The 13611-nt window shown below is 59.3% G+C and carries 13 protein-coding genes and 1 pseudogene; 8 read left to right on the forward strand and 6 right to left on the reverse strand.

Annotated features, from left to right (window positions below):
• Nucleotides 1–38 precede the first annotated feature (38 nt).
• The 3 genes from ACTWLJ_RS11020 to ACTWLJ_RS11030 all read left to right on the forward strand — a co-directional run bounded on the left by ACTWLJ_RS11020 (nt 39) and on the right by ACTWLJ_RS11030 (nt 2927).
• Nucleotides 39–1100 (forward strand): Gfo/Idh/MocA family protein, encoded by a 1062-nt coding sequence (locus tag ACTWLJ_RS11020; RefSeq protein ID WP_445180827.1) that lies wholly within the window; start codon nt 39–41, stop codon nt 1098–1100.
• Nucleotides 1101–1102: 2 nt separating this feature from the next.
• The gene (locus ACTWLJ_RS11025) at nt 1103–1918 is read left to right on the forward strand and encodes a sugar phosphate isomerase/epimerase family protein (protein ID WP_445180828.1); all 816 of its coding nucleotides are present in this window, start codon (nt 1103–1105) and stop codon (nt 1916–1918) included.
• A 130-nt stretch (nt 1919–2048) separates the two neighbouring features.
• Entirely contained in the window at nt 2049–2927 is an 879-nt protein-coding gene (locus tag ACTWLJ_RS11030) for a DMT family transporter (RefSeq protein WP_401214356.1), read from the forward strand.
• A 110-nt stretch (nt 2928–3037) separates the two neighbouring features.
• Here the strand turns inward: ACTWLJ_RS11030 and ACTWLJ_RS11035 are convergent, their stop codons facing one another.
• The gene (locus ACTWLJ_RS11035; protein ID WP_445180829.1) at nt 3038–4375 is read right to left on the reverse strand and encodes an MFS transporter; all 1338 of its coding nucleotides are present in this window, start codon (nt 4373–4375) and stop codon (nt 3038–3040) included.
• A 270-nt stretch (nt 4376–4645) separates the two neighbouring features.
• Here ACTWLJ_RS11035 and quiC point away from each other — a divergent pair, with 270 nt between their 5' ends.
• Both quiC and ACTWLJ_RS11045 read left to right on the forward strand, forming a co-directional pair.
• On the forward strand, nt 4646–6547 hold the full coding sequence (gene quiC, locus ACTWLJ_RS11040; RefSeq protein ID WP_445180830.1) for a 3-dehydroshikimate dehydratase QuiC: 1902 nt from the start codon (nt 4646–4648) through the stop codon (nt 6545–6547).
• 102 nt (nt 6548–6649) lie between these two features.
• Complete coding sequence (locus ACTWLJ_RS11045) at nt 6650–7327, forward strand: TetR family transcriptional regulator (RefSeq protein WP_445180831.1); 678 nt, start codon at nt 6650–6652, stop codon at nt 7325–7327.
• A 62-nt stretch (nt 7328–7389) separates the two neighbouring features.
• Here ACTWLJ_RS11045 and ACTWLJ_RS11050 read toward each other — a convergent pair whose 3' ends face one another.
• The 3 genes and pseudogenes from ACTWLJ_RS11050 to ACTWLJ_RS11060 all read right to left on the reverse strand — a co-directional run bounded on the left by ACTWLJ_RS11050 (nt 7390) and on the right by ACTWLJ_RS11060 (nt 9377).
• Nucleotides 7390–8244, reverse strand: coding sequence for a shikimate dehydrogenase (locus ACTWLJ_RS11050; RefSeq protein ID WP_445180832.1), 855 nt, complete (start codon nt 8242–8244; stop codon nt 7390–7392).
• Entirely contained in the window at nt 8241–8690 is a 450-nt protein-coding gene (gene aroQ, locus ACTWLJ_RS11055; protein WP_445180833.1) for a type II 3-dehydroquinate dehydratase, read from the reverse strand. Before aroQ ends, ACTWLJ_RS11050 begins: the two co-directional genes overlap by 4 nt.
• Before the next feature lie 131 nt (nt 8691–8821).
• Nucleotides 8822–9377: pseudogene (locus ACTWLJ_RS11060) on the reverse strand (LysR family transcriptional regulator).
• A gap of 239 nt (nt 9378–9616) precedes the next feature.
• Here ACTWLJ_RS11060 and ACTWLJ_RS11065 point away from each other — a divergent pair.
• Both ACTWLJ_RS11065 and ACTWLJ_RS11070 read left to right on the forward strand, forming a co-directional pair.
• Nucleotides 9617–10045 (forward strand): DUF4160 domain-containing protein, encoded by a 429-nt coding sequence (locus tag ACTWLJ_RS11065; protein ID WP_445180834.1) that lies wholly within the window; start codon nt 9617–9619, stop codon nt 10043–10045.
• Entirely contained in the window at nt 10042–10488 is a 447-nt protein-coding gene (locus ACTWLJ_RS11070) for a DUF2442 domain-containing protein (RefSeq protein WP_445180835.1), read from the forward strand. Before ACTWLJ_RS11065 ends, ACTWLJ_RS11070 begins: the two co-directional genes overlap by 4 nt.
• Nucleotides 10489–10543: 55 nt before the next feature.
• On the opposite strand, the gene trmA is transcribed toward ACTWLJ_RS11070, so the two are convergent.
• Together trmA and ACTWLJ_RS11080 are read right to left on the reverse strand one after the other, a co-directional pair.
• On the reverse strand, nt 10544–11623 hold the full coding sequence (gene trmA, locus ACTWLJ_RS11075) for a tRNA (uridine(54)-C5)-methyltransferase TrmA (RefSeq protein WP_445180836.1): 1080 nt from the start codon (nt 11621–11623) through the stop codon (nt 10544–10546).
• Nucleotides 11620–12915 (reverse strand): NCS2 family permease, encoded by a 1296-nt coding sequence (locus tag ACTWLJ_RS11080; protein ID WP_016986174.1) that lies wholly within the window; start codon nt 12913–12915, stop codon nt 11620–11622. Before ACTWLJ_RS11080 ends, trmA begins: the two co-directional genes overlap by 4 nt.
• A 224-nt stretch (nt 12916–13139) precedes the next feature.
• Here ACTWLJ_RS11080 and ACTWLJ_RS11085 point away from each other — a divergent pair, with 224 nt between their 5' ends.
• Nucleotides 13140–13589 (forward strand): DUF4879 domain-containing protein, encoded by a 450-nt coding sequence (locus ACTWLJ_RS11085; RefSeq protein WP_445180837.1) that lies wholly within the window; start codon nt 13140–13142, stop codon nt 13587–13589.
• Nucleotides 13590–13611: the final 22 nt, after the last annotated feature.

The raw sequence follows: 13611 nt of genomic DNA on the forward strand, positions 1-13611 counted from the left end.
TAAGTGTTTCCCCACAACAATCACAAGAGAACCACGTCTTGAATTCTCCCCTGCGAATCGCCCTGATCGGCGCTGGCAACATGGGTCAGCAACATTACCGGCATCTTCAATCTCTCACCGAAGCGACCTTGTGTGCCGTGGCCGATCCAGGCCCGCAAGCTTCGGCATTGGCGGCTGAGTGGGCGGTCGCGCATTTCGCCGATCACGGGCAGATGCTTGAGCAGACGCGTCCGGACGCGGTCATCGTCGCCAACCCGAATAATCAACATGTCAGCACCGCGCTCGATTGCCTCGCCGCTGGGGTGCCAGTGCTGCTGGAGAAACCGGTCGGGGTCAGCCTGGAGGAAGCTCGGAGCTTGGTAGCGGCGGTGAAATCCTCCGGAGTGCCCGTGTTGGTCGGTCATCATCGGCGGCATAACCCGCTGATCGTCCGTGCTCATGAGTTGGTCAAGGGCGGTGCGCTCGGGCGTTTGACGTTGGTTACCGCGTTGTTTCAATTGCGCAAACCCGACAGTTATTTCGATATCCCGTGGCGTCGCGAGGTCGGTGCCGGAATGCTGCTGACCAACCTGATTCACGACCTCGATCTGCTGCGTCATTTGTGCGGCGAAGTGCGCTCGGTGCAGGCCGTCACTGACAGCTCGATACGCGGTTTCGCCAATGCCGACAGCGCGGCGGTGTTGTTGCAGTTCGAGGATGGGGCGCTGGGTACGCTGACCGGTTCTGATGCGGTGGCCGCGCCGTGGAGTTGGGAACTCGATTCCGGTGAGAACCCGGCGTACCCGCGTCAGGCCGATCAGCCCTGTTATCTGCTGGCCGGCACTGCTGGTGCGTTGAGCATTCCCCAACTCAAGCGCTGGCATTACGCTGCTGATCAAGTGGATGCCGGGTGGCATGAGCCGTTGTTGGCAGTCGAAGAGTCCTGCAGCGCAGACGAAGCTTTACGCTTGCAGTTACAGCATTTCGTACGCGTGGCGCGGGGTGAAGTCGAGCCGTTGGTCAGTGCCGCTGATGCAACCCGCACGCTGGCGCTGGTTGAAGCGATTCAACAGGCCGCCACCAGCGGTCGCGCCTGCACACCCGAGTTGATCGAGGAATGAGCATGCCTCCACGAATCCTGTCTCTAGCCAGTCTGACGGTGCTTGAGTTGTCGCCACCGGAAATGGTCGAGGTCGCTGCCCGCGCCGGTTACAGCCATGTCGGCTTGCGCCTGGAGCCGGCAACGCCTGAGGAATATCACTTTGCGCTGGTGGCCGACGCCGATCTTCGCCGGCAGACTCTGGCGCGTTTGCGCGATACGGGTATCCGGGTACTCGACGTGGAAATCCTTCGGCTGAAACCGCAGACCGTGGTCGCGGACTTCGAGAGGATTCTCGGCGTCGGCGCGGAGTTTTCCGCCAGTGAATTGCTGATCGCCGGAAACGATCCCGACGAGCAGCGGCTGACCGATAACTTCGCGGCGTTGTGTGATCTGGCGGCGCCTTACGGCTTGCATCCGCATCTGGAGTTCATGCCGTGGACCGATGCGCGCAACCTTGAGCAGGCAGTGCGTATCGTCGACAACGCCGGGCGCGAGAACGGTGCGGTGCTGGTGGATGCATTTCACTTTGACCGTTCGGCCTCGCGTCTGGAGGATCTGGCGGCGGTGCCGGCGTCGCGACTGCGTTATGCGCAATTGTGCGATGTCGCCGGGCCAAGGCCTGCGGACATGGCCGAGATCTTGCGTCAGGCGCGTAGCGAGCGACGGTTTCCCGGCGAGGGCGATTGTGATCTGGCCGGGCTGCTGCGGTGTCTACCGGCTAACATTCCCTTGAGTCTGGAAATCCCCACGGTAAAACTGCTGGAGCAGGGTGTGAGTGGATTGCAGCGGGCGCAGATGGCGTTGAATGCAACGCGGGAATTGTTGGCGCGGCTGTAAGCGGTGCTGCGCACCTATCGCGGGCAAGCCACGCTCCCACAGGTTTTGCGCAGTCCTGTGGATGCGTGGCTTGGTTTGGGTGGCATTGCGACGAAGCTTTTGACTTTTTTATGCAAGACAAGGAAACCCAATGACCGTCAGCACTCCGCTCTCCGGTGTCAACCAACCCTTCAAAGGGATCTTGCTGATTGTTGTCGCGACCTTCCTGTTCTCCAGCCATGACGCGCTGTCGAAGTACCTCTCGGGGTTTTATCCGATTGTGATGGTGGTCTGGGCCCGATACCTGGTGCACACGTTGCTCATGGCGGGGATTTTCCTGCCGCAGTCCGGGTTGCGCGTGCTGCGGACCAAGCGACCTTTATGGCAGTTGGCGCGCGCGTTGTGCCTGCTGGGCACCAGTCTGTTTTTCACCACGGCGCTGCTGTACATCCCGCTGGCGGAAGCGACGGCGGTCAACTTTCTCGCCCCGGTGCTGGTGACCGCGCTGTCGGTGCCGTTGCTCAAGGAACGAGTGACTCGCGGTCAGTGGATTGCGGTGATCTGTGGTTTTATCGGTGTGCTGATCATCGTCCACCCGGGCGGTGAACTGTTCACTCCGGCGGTGTTGCTGCCGTTCTGCTCGGCGCTGTTTTTCTGTTTCTATCAGTTGCTCACCCGCAAGCTCGCCGAGATCGACAGCCCGACCACCAGCAACTTTTTTGCCGGGCTGTGCAACACCTTGGTGATGAGCGCATTGGTGCCGTTCTTCTGGCAAGTGCCGACGTTGAACCATGCGGTGCTGATGCTGGCGCTGGGCAGTTGCGGGATGACTGCGCACTTGTTTCTGACTCAGGCGTTCAGGCATGCGGCGCCGGCCTTGCTGGCACCGTTCGGTTATTGCCAGATAGTGTTTGCCGGGCTGTTGGGGTGGCTGGTGTTTGCGCACACGCCGACGTTGCTGACGGTGATCGGCATCGCAGTGATCTGTTGCAGCGGGCTGGCGGCGGCCTGGCAACAAAGCCGTAAATGACGGTGGGAGCCAGCCTGCTGGCGATAGCGGTGTGTCAGTCAACTACAGTGTTGAATGACACACCGCTATCGCCAGCAGGCTGGCTCCCACAATGGATCGGTGTCGATAGTTTATTCGCTGATGGTCGGGATCTTGCGCGGGGCCATGAAGTACATCCAGGTCAGGGCAATGAAGTACATCGCCGGAATCAGGGTGAACAGCACGGTGTAGTTGTTGTTGGTGACGGTCAGGATATGGCCGACGATCTGCGTCATGAACATCCCGCCAATCGCTGCGCACATGCCGCCGAAACCAAACACCGTGCTCATCATGTGCTTGGGCGTGTAGTCCATCACCAGGCTCCAGATGTTCGCGGTCCAGGCCTGGTGCGCGCCGATGGCCAGCGAGATCGCGGCGACGGCGACCCACAGATTGGCGGAGCCGGCGGCCATGATCACGCCGATGATGCAGCAGGCGAACAGGAACATCGACAGCAGCCGCGCCTTGATCGGGTTCATCCCGCGACCGATCAGGAACGACGACAGAATGCCGCCACCCACACTGCCGAAGTCTGCGGTGACGTAGATGATGATCAGCGGAATACCCATCTGGGTCACGTTGATCCCCAGGTTGTATTGCTGATTAAGGAACGGCGGCAGCCAGTACAGGTAGAACCAGAACACCGGCGCAGTCATCGCATAGGCGAGGGCGAAAGCCCAGGTGCCGCGCATGCGCAGGATTTTTGAGAACGGCACGGCAGTCTGTTCCGGCTCGACTTCCTGCTGGATATAGTCCAGTTCCGACTTTTTGACGCTCGGATGGTCTTCCGGATTGAAGTATTTCAGACCCCAGAACAGCAGCCAGATCCCGCCGAGCGCCGACATGCACAGAAACGCTGCCTGCCAGCCCCATACGTGAAGAATCAGCGGCAACAGCATCGGGGTGAACATCGCGCCGACGTTGGTGCCGGCGTTGAAGATGCCGGTGGCGACTGCACGTTCACCGGCCGGGAACCACAGCCGTGTGGTTTTCACGCAGGCCGGGTAGTTCGCCGCTTCGGTCAGACCGAGGATGAACCGGCAGACCATGAAGCCGACTGCTGAAGTCGCCAGACCGTGTGCGCCGGTGGCCAGGCTCCAGAGCAGAACCGCGCAGAAGAACACGCGTTTGACCCCGACCCGGTCGATCAACCGTCCTTGCAGCACGAAGCCGATGGCGTAGCCGACCTGAAACCAGAAGTTGATGTTGGCGTAGTCCATCGCCGTCCAGCTCATTTCCTTGGCGAGGATTGGCTGCATGACGCCGAGGGCGGCGCGGTCGATGTAGTTCAGGGTGGTGGCGAAAAACACCAGCGCCAGCATGCCCCAACGGGTTTTGCCGACGGCCATGGCGCCGCGGATCTTGTCGCCGATGCCACCCGTGGCAGTGCTCATGGCCGGAGCCATGCGGGAAGTCTGTGAAGGAATCATGTGTTCCACCCGTTTTTGGATTTGTTATTTGGTGTTCTTTTGTTTTCAACACCGCGACCGGTGGTTCATTTCCGGACTGCAATGTGCAGCCGATGTTGGGCAGTGGGTGAAAAATCGTCAATTCGCCAAACCGCCATAGTGTTCGATAATCGCACGCAAAACTAACCGGCTAGTACACTTTAAATTGCTGATGAAGACGATGCAGCCAATAATTTCCCTCACTACAAAAACCATCCCAGCTAAAAAGCGGCGCAGTCCGGGAGTTGAAGCATGCAGCGTTCCATTGCCACCGTTTCCTTGAGCGGCACCCTGCCGGAAAAACTCGAAGCCATTGCCGCCGCCGGGTTCGACGGGGTGGAGATTTTTGAAAACGATCTGCTGTACTACGACGGCAGTCCCCGGGAAATTAAACAGATGTGCGCCGATCTCGGGATCGCCATCACCCTGTTTCAGCCGTTCCGCGACTTCGAAGGCTGCCGCCGTGATCGACTGGCGCGCAATCTGGATCGGGCCGAGCGCAAGTTCGATCTGATGCAGGAACTGGGCACCGACCTGGTGCTGGTGTGCAGCAACGCATCACCGGACAGCGTCGGCGATCAGCCAATCCTTATCGATGACCTGCGTTTGCTGGCCGAGCGTGCCGGTGCTCGCGGACTGCGCATCGGTTACGAAGCATTGGCCTGGGGTCGTCACGTCAATACTTATCAACAGGTCTGGGACATCGTGCGCCAGGCCGATCACCCGAGCCTCGGCGTGCTGCTCGACAGTTTTCATACGCTATCGCTCAAGGGCGATCCTGCTGCGATAGCCGAGATTCCCGGCGACAAAATCTTCTTCGTACAAATGGCCGACGCGCCAATCCTGGCGATGGATGTGCTGGAGTGGAGCCGGCATTTCCGTTGTTTCCCGGGGCAGGGTGAATTCGACTTGCCGGGGTTCCTCGCTCCGATCATCCAGAGTGGCTACAACGGGCCGCTGTCGCTGGAAATCTTCAACGATGGTTTTCGTGCCGCGCCGCCACGGGCCAATGCTGCCGACGGTTTGCGTTCGCTGCTGTATCTGGAAGAGAAAACCCGCCAGCGTCTGGAGCAGCAAGCGCAGCCGGTGGCCAACCGCGAAATCCTCTTCGAAACACCGAAGGCCAGCGAGTACAACGGCATCGAGTTTCTCGAGTTCGCGGTGGATGAGGCGCTTGGCGCCAAACTCACCCATTGGCTGGAGCGACTGGGTTTCGTCAAGGCCGGCCAGCATCGCTCGAAGAGCGTGAGCCTGCTGCGTCAGGGCGATATCAACCTGATCCTCAACGCGGAACCGTATTCGTTCGGCCACAGCTTTTTCGAGGCGCATGGCCCGTCGCTGTGCGCCACCGCCGTGCGGGTCAAGGACAGTGCCAGTGCGCTGGCGCGGGCCGTGGCCTATAAAGGTCAGCCGTATCGTGGACTGGTCGGCCCCAATGAACTGGAGCTGGCGGCGGTACGCGCACCGGATGGCAGCCTGATTTATCTGGTGGATGAACAGGCAGATGTCTACGGCACTGACTTCAACCTGCTGTCGGATACTGCGGCGGGTGGCGGTCTCAAGCGCATCGACCACATGGCCATGGCGCTGCCAGCGGACAGCCTCGACAGTTGGGTGCTGTTCTATAAGAGCTTGCTGGATTTCGAGGCTGACGATGAAGTGGTGTTGCCCGACCCATATGGTCTGGTGAAGAGTCGTGCGCTGCGTAGTCGTGACAGCTCGATCCGCTTGCCGCTGAACATTTCCGAGAACCGCAACACCGCGATCTCACACGCGTTGTCGAGTTATCGCGGTTCGGGTGTGCATCACATCGCCTTCGATTGTGACGACATCTTCGCCCAAGTCAGCCGCGCCAAAGAGGCGGGCGTACCGCTGCTGGATATTCCGCTCAACTATTACGATGACCTCGCGGCACGTTTTGATTTCGACGACGAGTTCCTCAGTGAGCTGGCGTATTACAACGTGCTCTACGACCGCGATGCTCAGGGCGGCGAGCTGTTTCATGTGTACACCGAGCCGTTCGAAGGGCGATTCTTCTTCGAGATCATCCAGCGTAAGAACGGCTATGCCGGTTACGGCGCGGCGAACGTTGCGGTGCGTCTGGCGGCGATGGCCAAATCACGCAGTGGCGCAGTTCGCCAGGCGAAGTTGTAGGAATTTCGTAAACGCGGGATTAAACACGGGCTGCGCGGCTTCCTTCACTGTGCTGCGCGGCCCATAATCGCCAGCCTGTGCAGTGATGGCCGTGAGCCCGCAATGACAATGACTTCAGAACTCCCCGCAGCCCCCGTTTTACCAGCGGTAGAGCCGCGCAAGAGTCGCAAGAACAACCCGGAAAAGACTCGCGAAAACATTCTGCAAGAGGCGATCGTCGAGTTCGTCCAGCAGGGCCTGTCCGGCGCTCGCGTTGATGCGATCGCCGAGCGAATCCACACCTCCAAACGCATGATCTATTACTACTTCGGCAGTAAGGAGCAGCTGTATGTCGAGGTTCTGGAAAAGCTCTACGGCGATATTCGCAGCACCGAAAACCGCCTGCATCTGGACGAGCTTTCGCCAGCGGTAGCGATCCGGCGTCTGGTGGAGTTCACCTTCGACCACCACGACCGCAATGTTGATTTCGTGCGCATCGTCAGCATCGAAAACATCCACAACGCCGAATACGTGAAGCGTTCCGATGCGATCAAGGCGATGAACAACACCATCCTCGATTCACTCGGCGAGATCCTTGAGCGTGGTGCGGCAGAAGGTGTGTTCCGCGCCGGGTTGAATGCGCTGGATGTGCATCTGTTGATCAGTTCGTTCTGTTTCTATCGAGTGTCGAACCGGCATACGTTTGGTGAGATCTTTCAGATCGACCTGCCGGACGAAGGCATCAAGCAGCGTCATCGCGAGATGATTTGCGAGTCGGTGCTGCGGTATTTGCAGGCCTGAGAAAAGATCGCAGCCTTCGGCAGATCCTGTAGGAGCTGCCGCAGGCTGCGATCTTTTGATCTTTAAACGTTCATGCTCTGAAAATGCGCGAGCATTCGCTGCGCATCCGGCACCACGCCGCTGAACAATTCAAACGCCTTCACCGCCTGAAACACCGCCATGGTGCCGCCATCCAGCGTGCGGCAGCCCAGCGCCCGCGCGTTGCGCAGCAGCTCGGTTTCCAGCGGGAAATACACGATCTCAGCGACCCACAAATCCTTGCGCAGCAGCTCGACCGGCACCGGCATGCCCGGCAGCTTGGCCATGCCCATCGGTGTGGTGTTCACCAAGCCGTCTGCCTGAGCCAATGTGCCCGGCAGATCAGGTCCGGCGACTGCGCGGCCGAAACCGAAATGCTGATTGAGGTTATTCGCCAGACTTTCGGCGCGATCACTGTCGACATCAAAGATGCTCAGTTGCTGTACACCTTCGCTCAGCAGCGCGTGAGCCACTGCTGCACCTGCTCCACCAGCGCCCATCTGGACTACACGCGCACGGGCAACATCCTTCAACCCGTGACGAAAACCTTCGGCAAAACCCAGGCAATCGGTGTTATGGCCGACGCGTTTGCCGTCCTTCAAAACCACCGTGTTTACCGCGCCGATACCCCGGGCTTCCGGCGACAGTTCGTCAAGCAGCGGCATGATCGCCTGCTTGCACGGGAAAGTGATATTCAGCCCGGTGTAGTTCATGCGCTCGGCGGCCAGTAACAGGTCGGGCAGGGCATTGAGGTCAAGTTTCAGAGCGTCTAGGTCGATCAATCGATACAAGTAGCGCAAGTCCTGCGCATCGCCCTCGTGTTCATGCAGCGCTGGCGTGCGCGAGGCTTGAATGCCCGCGCCGATCAATCCGGCGAGTATCACGTCATGACGACTCATGCTGCTTGCCCCTTCAGCCGCTGGCTGAAATGTTCCAATGCCAAGCGATAGCCGTGGCTGCCGAAACCGCACATCACTGCGGTGGCGATGGCCGAGACGAAAGAGTGGTGACGGAACGGTTCGCGGGCGTGGACGTTGGACAGATGCACTTCGATGACCGGCAATTCACTGGCGATCAATGCGTCGCGGATCGCTACCGAAGTGTGGGTCCAGGCGGCCGGGTTGATCACGATCCCGGCGCAACGGTTGCGCGCGCCGTGAATCCAGTCAAGCAACTCGCCTTCGTGGTTGGTCTGGCGAAACTCCACCGCCAGGCCGAACTCTTCGGCGGTACGCCCGCACAGAGCGGAAATATCGGCCAGGGTTTCGTGGCCGTAGGTTGCCGGTTCACGGGTGCCGAGCAGGTTAAGGTTCGGGCCGTTGAGCACCAGAACGATAGGAGGCATGGGGGAAACTCCACTTATTGTTTTTGGCTTTGGCCGAGGGTTTCGGCCTGTGGAGATAAATTGTACTGTCTGGTTACTTTAATCAATTGATCAGCGGTGAAGGCGAGTTTTTATGTGCGGTGATCGCACAATCAACGCGGCAACTGCTCAACCAGAAAGTTGATAAACGCCCGCACGCGCAGTGGCATATGCCGGTTTTTCGGATACAAAAGCGTGAATGGCCGCGAACGCCCGCCATATGGCTTGAGAGCTTCCAGCAGTGCCGATGAAGTGGATATTGCGGTTACTGATGTGCAGATCGACCTTCACCTGCGGGAAACGCGCACGGAACGCCGGCAACAGCGGCAGGATTCGGTGGTGGGCGTAGGTGGTGGGAATGCTGATGCGCAGAGTGCCCGAAGGAGCCAGTTGCTGGCCCATGACTTCACGTTGGGCTTCGACCAGTTGCGCCAGTGCCTGACGGCATTCCTCGTAATAATGCCGGCCGCTATCGGTCAACTTCACGCTGCGGGTGGTGCGCGCAAACAGCCGCACGCCAAGCCGCTCCTCCATGCGCGAAACCGAGCGACTCACCGCCGCCGGCGTCACCGTTGCCGCCAGCGCCGCCCCGGTAAAACTCCCGGCCTCGGCGGCCAGACAGAACAACTCGATGCTGCCCAACTGAAGATCGTCGAAATGTCGCTGCATGATTGATTACAGCGGGGATCAAATGGACGGGCTAGCGGGCTGTTTATCAAATATGGGCGGTGAAATACACATACGCGAGGAAAGGATTGCTTACCATTTTTCAAGAAACTGACCGGGCGCTGGCATGAGCCTGACACTAGGCTGAAAGTCGTTACGCGATTTCGGTGGTTGAAGCCGATGGTCGGAATCAGCAAGGAAAGCTGAATCCTGAAACAAGTAAACCTAACGGATGGGTTAGCATGAAGATATGCAGCTACAAAGGACTGTCGATTGTGATCATGTTGCGTGATGAACATTGTCCACCGCACGTTCATGTGAATGCGGGCCTCTGGAACGCACGTTTCCTGTTCAGTTTCTGCCACAACGAGATTGATCTGTGGGATGTCGCGCCGCGTTCTCGCAGACCGCCGATGGCTGTATTGGAGGGCCTGAGTCAATCACTTGGACAGCCTGCTCACCTGCGTAGGGCACGAGGGATCTGGTGGTCAGGTTTGCAAACAGTTTGCCTCGACAATCAGATGTGGGACTGCGAATCGAACGAAGTGCCAGTGATGGAATCTGTCACCGACATGACTTACAGGGTGGGGTCGGCGCGTTACGATCCGGAGACGGAAATGACGCTTCTGACATTGATAGGCAAATTGGAAGGAGTCGAAATCGAGTTATGACAGTCATCAAGGCAAAGCCGTACGTACATCGTCCATTGACCGAAGAAATGCTTGAGGCAGCCATTAAACGCGGCGAAGCACGACAAGCAAGTAGCTTGCAGGCCGTTTCTGTGACTTTTGAAAAAGCATCTCTGGTCATTCGTTTTGAAGACGGCAGCGGTGTGCTGTTACCGGTGGATCGATATCCGGAGTTCGACGGATTCGATACAGACGATTATGAGAACCTGAAAGTCGGTTTCGCTGGCACTGCGCTCTGCCACGAGGGCAAAGACCTTGATGTTTCCATAGCGGGATTGATTTCGGCGAGTCCGTCACTGATGACCATGGCGGCCTCGGTGGTTGCTTCGCGCAACGGACGCCAGAGCAGCGCGGCAAAATCTGAAGCTGCCCGGGCCAACGGCAAAAAAGGTGGGCGACCGCGCAAGACCGATAGCGTTTTGTAAGCAGGCACAAAAAAGCCGTCAGTCACGACGGCTTTTTCGTATCCGGCACCTGCACTCAGCGTCGAGTCAAAAGCACACCCGATTCCATGTGGTGGGTCCACGGGAACTGGTCGAACAACGCGCAGCGGCTGATGCGGTGCGTGTCGTGCAACTGGGCGATGTTGGCCGCCAGGGTTTCCGGGTTGCAGGAGATGTACAGGATGTTGTCGAAGCGTCGGGTCAGTTCACAAGTGTCCGGGTCCATGCCGGCGCGCGGCGGATCGACGAACACGCTACCAAACTCGTAGCTCTTCAGGTCGATGCCTTGCAGGCGACGGAACGGGCGAACTTCGTTGAGGGCTTCGGTCAGCTCTTCGGCGGACAGACGCACCAGCGTAACGTTATCCACAGCGTTTTCGCTGAGGTTGCTCAGTGCGGCGTTGACCGAGGTCTTGCTGATCTCGGTGGCCAACACTTTGCGTACGCGGGTCGCCAGCGGCAGAGTGAAGTTGCCGTTGCCGCAGTACAACTCCAGCAGATCGTCGGGACGATCGCCCAGCGCTTCATATGCCCAGTTGAGCATCTTCTGGTTCACCGTGCCGTTGGGCTGGGTGAACGCGCCTTCCGGCTGGCGATAGCTGAACGTGCGACCGCCGACGTCGAGTTTCTCGACCACGTAATCCTGGCCGATCACTTCGCGCTTGCCCTTGGAGCGACCAATGATGCTGACGTTGAGATCCGCCGCCAGTTGGCTTGCGGCTGCATGCCAGTGCGCGTCCAGTGGACGGTGATAGCACAGAGTGATCATCGCATCGCCGGCCAGGGTGGTCAGGAACTCCACCTGAAACAGCTTGTGGCTCAGCGCCGAACTGGCCTGCCATGCCGCCTTCAATTGCGGCATCAATTGGTTGATGCGCAGGCTGGCAATCGGGAACTCTTCGATCAGGATCGGCGTGCGTTTGTCGTCCTGGGAGAACATCGCGTAATGACGTTCGCCGCCCTCACGCCACAGGCGGAATTCGGCGCGCAGGCGGAAGTTCTGCAGCGGCGAGTCGAACACGGTCGGCTCGGGTGCATCGAACGGGGCGAGCAGGTCACGCAGGCGCGTGACCTTTTCTTCGAGCTGTACGGCGTAGGCCTGGGAATCGAAAGTCATGCGTTGAACCAACCCAACTTGATCACAAACAGAATCGACAGAATCACCAGCGCCGGGTTCAGCTCACGAGCGCGCCCCGACAGCAACTTGATCACGGTCCAGGAAATGAAACCGAAGGCAATGCCGTTGGCGATCGAGTAGGTGAACGGCATGGCCAGCGCGGTAACCACGACCGGCGCGGCGACGGTGATGTCGTCCCAGTCTATTTCTGCCAGACCGGAAGTCATCAACACGGCGACGAACAGCAATGCTGGCGCAGTAGCGAAGGCCGGAACGCTGGCCGCCAGTGGCGAGAAGAACAGCGCCAGCAGGAACAGAATCGCCACAACGATGGCGGTCAGGCCGGTGCGGCCACCGGCACTCACGCCGGCAGCGGATTCGATGTAGCTGGTGGTGGTCGAAGTGCCCAGCAGCGAACCGGCCATGGCGGCGGTGCTGTCGGCGATCAGTGCACGGCCCATTTTCGGCATGTGGCCGTCCTTGCCCATCAGGCCAGCGCGCTTGGCGACGCCGATCAGGGTGCCGGAGTTGTCGAACAGGTCAACGAACAGGAAGGCGAAGATCACGCTGACCAGACCGATGTCCAGTGCGCCCTTGATGTCCAGTTGCAGGAAGGTCGGGGCCAGCGAAGGTGGCATCGAGGTCACGCCGCCGAACGGGGTGAAACCCATGGCGATGGACACGATGGTCACTGCCAGAATGCCGATCAGCACGGCGCCGCGTACCTTCAGCGCTTCAAGGGCAACGATCAGCGCGAAGCCGAGGGTGGCGAGGATCGGTGCTGGTTGCTTCAGATCACCGAGGCCGACCATGGTCGCCGGGTTGCTGACCACGATCCCGGCGTTGTGCAGGGCGATCAGCGCCAGGAACAGACCAATACCGGCAGCAATCGCCGAACGCAGCGGCAGCGGGATGCTGTTGATGATCCATTCGCGGATGCGGAAGATCGATAGCAGGAAGAACAGCACCGCAGAAATGAACACTGCACCCAGCGCCACTTGCCAGGTGTGGCCCATATGCAGGACGACGGTATACGTGAAGAAGGCGTTCAGGCCCATGCCAGGCGCGAGAGCAATCGGGTAGTTGGCGATCAGGCCCATGACCGTCGAGCCGATGGCGGCTGCCAGACAGGTGGCGACGAACACCGCACCCTTGTCCATGCCGGTCTCGCCGAGGATGCTCGGGTTGACGAACAGAATGTAGGCCATGGCCAGGAAGGTCGTGATGCCCGCAAGAATCTCGGTCCGCACGTTGGTGTTGTGTGCCTTGAGTTGAAACAGCCTTTCCAGCATGTCTGCTCCCCGTGGCGCGCGTGGCGCCGTGAATGTATCGACCTCAACAGCAAAGCACAGACCGAGGGATGCGCCTGAGAAATTGTGGTGGGTCGGAAAAAGCCGCGCATCATACCAGCAGCGTGAGGAATATGGCGGTTGTTGGTGCCTATCGTCGTCGAAGTTTTGCAGTCAGGCCAAGTGCGCCATACTGCGCGCTGATTTTTTCGACGAATAGGGATCACATGAGCGCGCGCGGGATCAAGGCTTTTGCATTAGTGGCGCTGCTGATGGCGGGCGCACCAGCGGTTTTCGCGGCATCGGCGCCGCCACTGACCGAAGTCAAAGTGATCAAGGTCCAGTCGCCGGCTTGTGGTCTTGAAGACATCGCCGACGGTCAGCCGCAGACCCAATGCAATCACGGCGGGCCGAGCATCAAGGTGTATGTGCTGGAAATCGGCTACGGCCAGAACCAGCCGCAGGCTGCCCTCGACGGCTTTGAAGTGAACGGTGTCCGAAACCCGGTCTGTGCCTTCAATACCGGCAACCTGACCGAGTGCACCCCCGGCAGTAAAACCGTCGGCTCTCTTTATACCTTCGATCTGGCGGGCAAGCAGGAGGGCACTTTCACCTTCAGCAACACCTCGATCAACGCTCCGCGCAACACTCTGTCGACCCAGCTTTACATCAAGTAACAGCCAGCGACGAACAGGGCAG

The organism is Pseudomonas sp. McL0111, from assembly GCF_052567255.1.